4 protein-coding genes are annotated in these 5,958 nt (G+C 58.2%); all 4 read right to left on the bottom strand.

All coding sequences use genetic code 11. The annotated features are described in order from the left end of the window. Positions 1 to 400: 400 nt before the first annotated feature. Complete coding sequence (locus Q0Z93_RS09490; RefSeq protein ID WP_298064914.1) at positions 401 to 1,114, bottom strand: ABC transporter ATP-binding protein; 714 nt, start codon at positions 1,112 to 1,114, stop codon at positions 401 to 403. Positions 1,115 to 1,128: 14 nt separating this feature from the next. Further along, complete coding sequence (locus tag Q0Z93_RS09485; RefSeq protein WP_298064911.1) at positions 1,129 to 1,509, bottom strand: hypothetical protein; 381 nt, start codon at positions 1,507 to 1,509, stop codon at positions 1,129 to 1,131. 113 nt (positions 1,510 to 1,622) lie between these two features. Next, entirely contained in the window at positions 1,623 to 2,972 is a 1,350-nt protein-coding gene (mtaB, locus tag Q0Z93_RS09480; RefSeq protein WP_298064908.1) for a tRNA (N(6)-L-threonylcarbamoyladenosine(37)-C(2))-methylthiotransferase MtaB, read from the bottom strand. A 61-nt stretch (positions 2,973 to 3,033) separates the two neighbouring features. Then, positions 3,034 to 5,652 (bottom strand): putative LPS assembly protein LptD, encoded by a 2,619-nt coding sequence (locus tag Q0Z93_RS09475; RefSeq protein WP_298064906.1) that lies wholly within the window; start codon positions 5,650 to 5,652, stop codon positions 3,034 to 3,036. Positions 5,653 to 5,958 lie beyond the last annotated feature (306 nt).

Raw genomic sequence — 5,958 nt, 5'->3', positions numbered from 1 at the left:
CCCCGCTGGCGCAGGAACGTACTCGTACTTCGGAGCCGTACTTGTCTCGAGCATCAGTAAAATCCGGTTCCAGAACCAGGCGGGCTGCAGCCGCGCGCTAGCGGAAATCCTGTTCAAAAGCAATTCATGCTTTTGAACGATTTCCTACTCCAGCTGTCGCGCGCGGTGTCGGTGCCGCTCGACACACGAATCGGAGAGTTTGCACCGCCTTAACCGGAGAGAACTGCCCTTACGCCGGGCGGGCGGTGCCGCTCGGCACCCGAACCGGGCTGTAACTACCCCAAACCACCCCGCTGGCGCCGGCCCGATCGCAAAGAATAAGGAGTACGCGAAAGCCCGCCCGCCATAAGGGCAACGAAGAAAAAGCCCCGCCGGCGCGAGACGAATATGAAACGAACGGTTATTTTTGAAGCACCGGGTGTTCATTCACACAGTCCGACTCGATCACCCCATCCCTCAGCCTCACGATCCGCCTGGCATACTGCGCGATATCCTCCTCGTGCGTAACCACGATCACCGTATTCCCCGAGCGGTATATCCGCTCGAAAAGATGCATAATATCGATCGAAGTTTTGGTATCCAGATTACCCGTCGGTTCGTCCGCCAGTATGATCGAAGGGTCATTGATCAAAGCCCTCGCCACCGCCACCCGCTGCCGCTGCCCGCCGCTCATCTCATTCGGTTTGTGCTCCATCCGGTCGCCCAGCCCCACACTTTGCAACGCCTCGTGCGCCCTCCGCAGCCGCTTCGACTTCGCCACCCCCGCATAAATAAGCGGTACAGCCACATTCTCCAACGCCGTATAGCGCGGCAGCAGATTGAAAGTCTGGAACACGAAACCGATCTCCTTGTTCCGCACCTCCGCCAACTCATCCTCATCCATGTTGCTCACATCCGTTCCGTTCAGCACATACCGGCCCGCAGTCGGCGAATCCAGACAACCCAGGATATTCATCAGCGTCGACTTGCCCGATCCCGACGGCCCCATGATCGCCACATAATCGTTCCGCCATATCTTCAGGTTCACCCCCGCCAGCGCATGCACCTGCTGCGTGCCGACCTCGTATGTTTTGCGTATATTCTCGATCGAAATGATCTCCCCGCTTTTTTCCATAGATTGCAAGTTAGTCAATTTCTGATTCGGAAAAACTGTTTTTGCAACTTCGGGTCGAAAAACAGCACCAGCAGACCCTGCAAATGCGCTCCGACCACATGCGTGCGGCCGTACCACTCCTCGAATTGCCGCCTCTCACAAGCCGATCGGAACGGTTCGCGCAACACCGCGACCGGTTTCGGCAACACAGCCAGCAACTCCTCCACCGAATCCACCACCGCCACATTCCCGGCCCCGTAACGCCTCCCGATCGCCTCCGGAAGTTTGCGGCGCGGCGTGCGGATCACCACCTCGCGAATAAAACGGTACATCATCGGCGAATGGACGGCATAGCCCCTCCAATGCACCGCTGTAAACGCATGCCGCAACCTGGTATATAATTGATAACCCGTCATCTTTTCAGCATAACATTGAACAGGAACCGCATGCCCCCTATTCTGCCTCGCTCATACCTCCGGTACCCCCGCAAAAGGCCGTCACCGTTTCCGGACAGACCGCCGGCAAAAGCCTATCGCACCCGGCCCGTCATGTATTCGTCCCCGCCCGCGTATCCCGAAGCCTCCGGCGCCGCCGAAGCCACCGACAACAGCTCCACCGGCACGATCGTATTCACCAGCTCCCTCTCATACGGCACCTCGACCCGAATATAGTTGTCCGTAAACCCCGCCATCCGGCCTCCCTTGACCGTCGATTCAAACAACACCGGCCGCACCTGTCCCGTAAACCGGGCGCAGAACTCCGCATGCAGCCGGGCCGACAGCTGTCCCAGCCGGGCCACCCGCTCCGCCGCCGTCTCCGGCGGCACTTGATCCGGAAACACCGCCGCAGGCGTCCCCGGCCGCACCGAATAAGGGAAAATATGCAGATACGCCGGCCGAACCGTCTCCGCCAAAAACCGGTACGCCTCTTCAAAATCCGTTTCCGTCTCGCCCGGAAAGCCCACGATTACGTCGATCCCCAGAAACGCGTCCGGCAGAGCCTCCCGCACCCGCTCGATCCGCTCCGCAAACCGCGCCGTATCGTACCGCCGCCGCATCAGCCTCAGTATCCGGTCGCTGCCCGATTGCAGCGGGACATGGAAATGCGGCATGAACTTCGCCGATCGCGCACAGAAGGCGATCACTTCGTCCGTCAGCAGGTTCGGCTCTATGGACGAGATCCGGTAGCGTCCGATCCCCTCCACGGCATCCAACGCCTCGATCAGTTGCAAAAAAGACTCTCCCGTCGTCCGCCCGAAATCCCCGATATTGACCCCCGTAATCACCACCTCTTTCACTCCCCGCTCCGCGATCTGCTCCGCCTCGCGCACTAACTCCGCCACCGCGATGTTCCGGCTCGCCCCCCTCGCGTCCGGAATCGTGCAGTACGCACACCGGTAATCGCACCCGTCCTGCACTTTGAGGAACGCCCGTGTGCGGCCACCCGCCGAAAACGCTGCGAAAAACGAATGGATCTCCTGCACCGCGCAGGTATGCACCTCCGCACTCCGCCCTCCTGCTCCGCGCCCCACCCTATCCGCGACCTGTGTATATAGCAATCCCTTTTCGTTATTCCCCGTCACGATGTCCACCCCTTCGATCGCCGCCAGCTCCTGCGGTCTGAGCTGCGCATAGCATCCCGTGACCGCCACCAGCGCTCCCGGATTTTCGCGCACCGCCTTGCGCACGATATGGCGGCATTTCTTTTCCGCATGCTCGGTGACCGAACAGGTGTTTATCACGCATATATCGGCCTGCTCCCCCTTCCCGGCCCGCACGAACCCTCCCTCCTCGAACTGCCGTGCGATGGTCGCAGTCTCGGAGAAGTTGAGTTTGCAGCCCAGGGTGTAGAATGCCACTTTTCGTGCTTGCCTTTCCATATTTTTGCCTTTCCGGTTCCGTTGTCGCAGGCGGATTCTCGTTTCCGGCCGGCGACCGGGATCAATAGCTGTAATAGTTGTCGATAAAGCTGTTGGTTTTCTTGTATTTGACCAAGTCCGAAAGCACCGAGCTCTTGGCTCGGATGGAAAAAGTCCAGCTCTGCCGGAACCCCACCGGCACCCACGAGAAAGTGGCCTGAAGACAGTGCATGTCGCGGCGGATCATCACCGTCCCCGGCGTGATTTTGTTCTGCTCGAAATCGTACCCCGCCCCAAATTCCACCGCCCACTTTTCGGTCAGGTTCACCGAGCCGTTGAAGCTGACCGTCTGCATTCGCGAGACGGTCTTCCCCGGCCGGCTGAAACTGAAGTTGTAGTTGAACGAGAAGCTCCACGGAATACTGAAATCATAGTATTGCGTGGCGAGCATCTGCGCCCTCCGCATCGCCGTGGCATACTGGTTTTCGGTCTGGTCGAAGAAGCCGCCGTTCTGGTTCGGGTCGTTCAGGGCCGCTTCCACGTCGGAGCGGGAGTTGTTGTCCGGATTGTTGCTGGCCGGGGTATTGGAGGAGCTTTTCCGGGCTTTGGAGCTGAAACCGTAGCTGAACCCGGTGGTAAACGAAGTGAGCCGGGCCAGCCCCTTGCCGTGCGAAGCCACGAACCGGTCGATCCGCCGCCCGTTCTGGTCTACCATATAAGGGTCGAACGTAGCGTTCACATTGAGGCTCAACCCTTTGAACAAAGTGGTACGCACGTTGACGCTGAACGGGCTGAGCTTGAGCGAGTCGGCCAGGAAATTGTAGCCGGAGGTGATGTTGAACGCCTCGAATATCTTGATTTTGCGGTAACCGCTGGTATCCCGCGTACTCGGCACTTTCATTTCCAGCGTGTTGTTGATCCCGAACGAAAGATTCATGCTTTCGCCGTTGCCCGGCACCCTGTACATCTCATCGGCAAAAGGCGAATAGGTCGTCGTCCCCCCATGCTTGTCGCTCTGGATCGTCCGGTAGTAGCCGTAGCTCTCCTTCCCGAAGTTCGGCGCGTAGTTGAAGCTGATGTTCGGCGTCATCACATGCCGGAGCTTGATCTTTCCCTTCCGCCCCAGTTCGTAGCTCCCGTACAGCCGCGTATTGGCCGACAGCGAAGCGCTGTAGTCGTACACCCGGTAGAACCCGCGGGTCGTGTCGGTGTTCTCGATGCGTTCGGTCTCGGGGTTCCAGTCCTTGTATATCTTGCGGAAATACCACCGTTCGCGGTAAGAGAAGCCGGGAGTGACGTTCAGGTATTTCAACACGTTGAACGATGCGCTGACCGGCAGCTGGTGCTGGAACCCGAACTTCATTTTGTCGAACATCGCCTTTTTCATGAAGTCGTTCTGCTTGAAGCCGGTGACGCTGTTGGAAAAGTTGGTCTGGAACGTGAAGGCGATCTTTTCGTACCAGCGTTCCTTGCCCACAGCCTTCTCGGCCCGGCGCCGGAAAGGATTGATCCGCGTCACGTTGAACACGAACGTCGGCAGGGTGAGCGACATGGTGCTGTCGCGCATGCTCTGGCTGTGGCTGGCGTTGATCGAAAGCGAGAACGGTTTCCCCGCCCAGTTCTTGGAGTAAGCCACCGACGAACTGGTCTGGGCCGACAGGTAGTCGTTCATGTCCGTCGCGTTGTACTTGTTGTACTTGCTGGTGGAGTAGTTGACACTGGCCGAGAAAGTGGAGTTGGGCCTGAACTTGGGATCCTGCTGGTGCGTCCATCGGATCTGCATGTTCTGCTGATTGACATAGTCGGAGCTTCCCTTTTCGCCGAAGATGTCTTTGGCGAAATTGAACTGGAGACCGCCGCTGAATTTGTAGCGTTTGCGGTAGTTGGAAGCCACCCCCGCCTCCCACGAGCCGAGGGTGTAAATTCCGGCGGTGAGCTTCAGGTCGACATAGTCGTTGAAAACGAAGTAATATCCGCCGTCGCGCAGAAAGAACCCTTTGACCACCTCTTCGCCGACCTGCGGCAGGATGAATCCCGAATGTCTCGCCCCCTGCTGCGGAAAGAAGCCGAACGGCAGCCCCAGCAAGTAGAACGGCACATCCTCGATGACCATGTAGGCCGGCCCGAAAACGACCTTTTTCTTCGGTTCGACCGTTCCTTTGGTCATCTGGAGGTAGAAGTGCGGGTGGTCGGCATCGCACGTCGTATAAGTCCCCCCTTTCATATGCAGCACGTCGTCGGGCATCTTTTTCACGAGGCCGCCGCTGATGATCCCTTCGCCCTCCTTGGTATGGGCGCCCCAAATCAAAGCCTTTTTGGTATCGATGTTGTACCGCACCGAGTCCAGCTCGTACGTGGTGTTGTCCTGAATGAATTTCGGACGAATATAGGTGTTGAGCAGCGTGTCGACATCGCCCTGCGCCTCGACATTTTTGTCGTCGAGGTTGAGCCGGATTTTCTCGGCCTCGACCTGCATGTCGGTGTATTTCACCACACCTTTGCGATACATGTAGAGGTTTCCGGTGCGCACGTCGTAGACCAGCGAGTCCTGCTGCGACCCCGTCACGCGGTCGGCCAGCGGCGAACCGCTTTTGCGCCGGGGCGCCACCGTATCGTTTGGCGCAGGTGCAGCCGCAAGGACGGAATCGCGTCCCGCCGTATCCTCCGCCGGGACAGGCAGCGTGTCGGCGGCAGACTGCAAAGTATCCGCATAAACAGATGAAGATGAACCGATTGCACTCGGAACCGTAAAAGACACTGCTGCGGCCCAGAGAAAGAGCAGAAGAGGGATAAAAGTCCGTTTTGGCAGTACCGAGCGCAAAATCCGAGGAAAATAGGTTAATTTTGTCCGCCGGCCTTTGTGTCAGGCGTATAAAGGCAGCTCGCAAAGGTAATCAAAAATGGGGAAACACAAAGCAACGGTATGAAGGTCCTGACGGCAATATGTAACGTATTTTTTCTGGTTTTCGGTATGTCGGCGGCGGTTTTTGCGGCCAGTCCGGAGGGG

The organism is uncultured Rikenella sp., from assembly GCF_947628055.1.
GTDB lineage: Bacteria > Bacteroidota > Bacteroidia > Bacteroidales > Rikenellaceae > Rikenella.
Note: the sequence above shows the minus strand (reverse complement) of the source record. Positions and strands in the feature narration are given on the sequence as shown.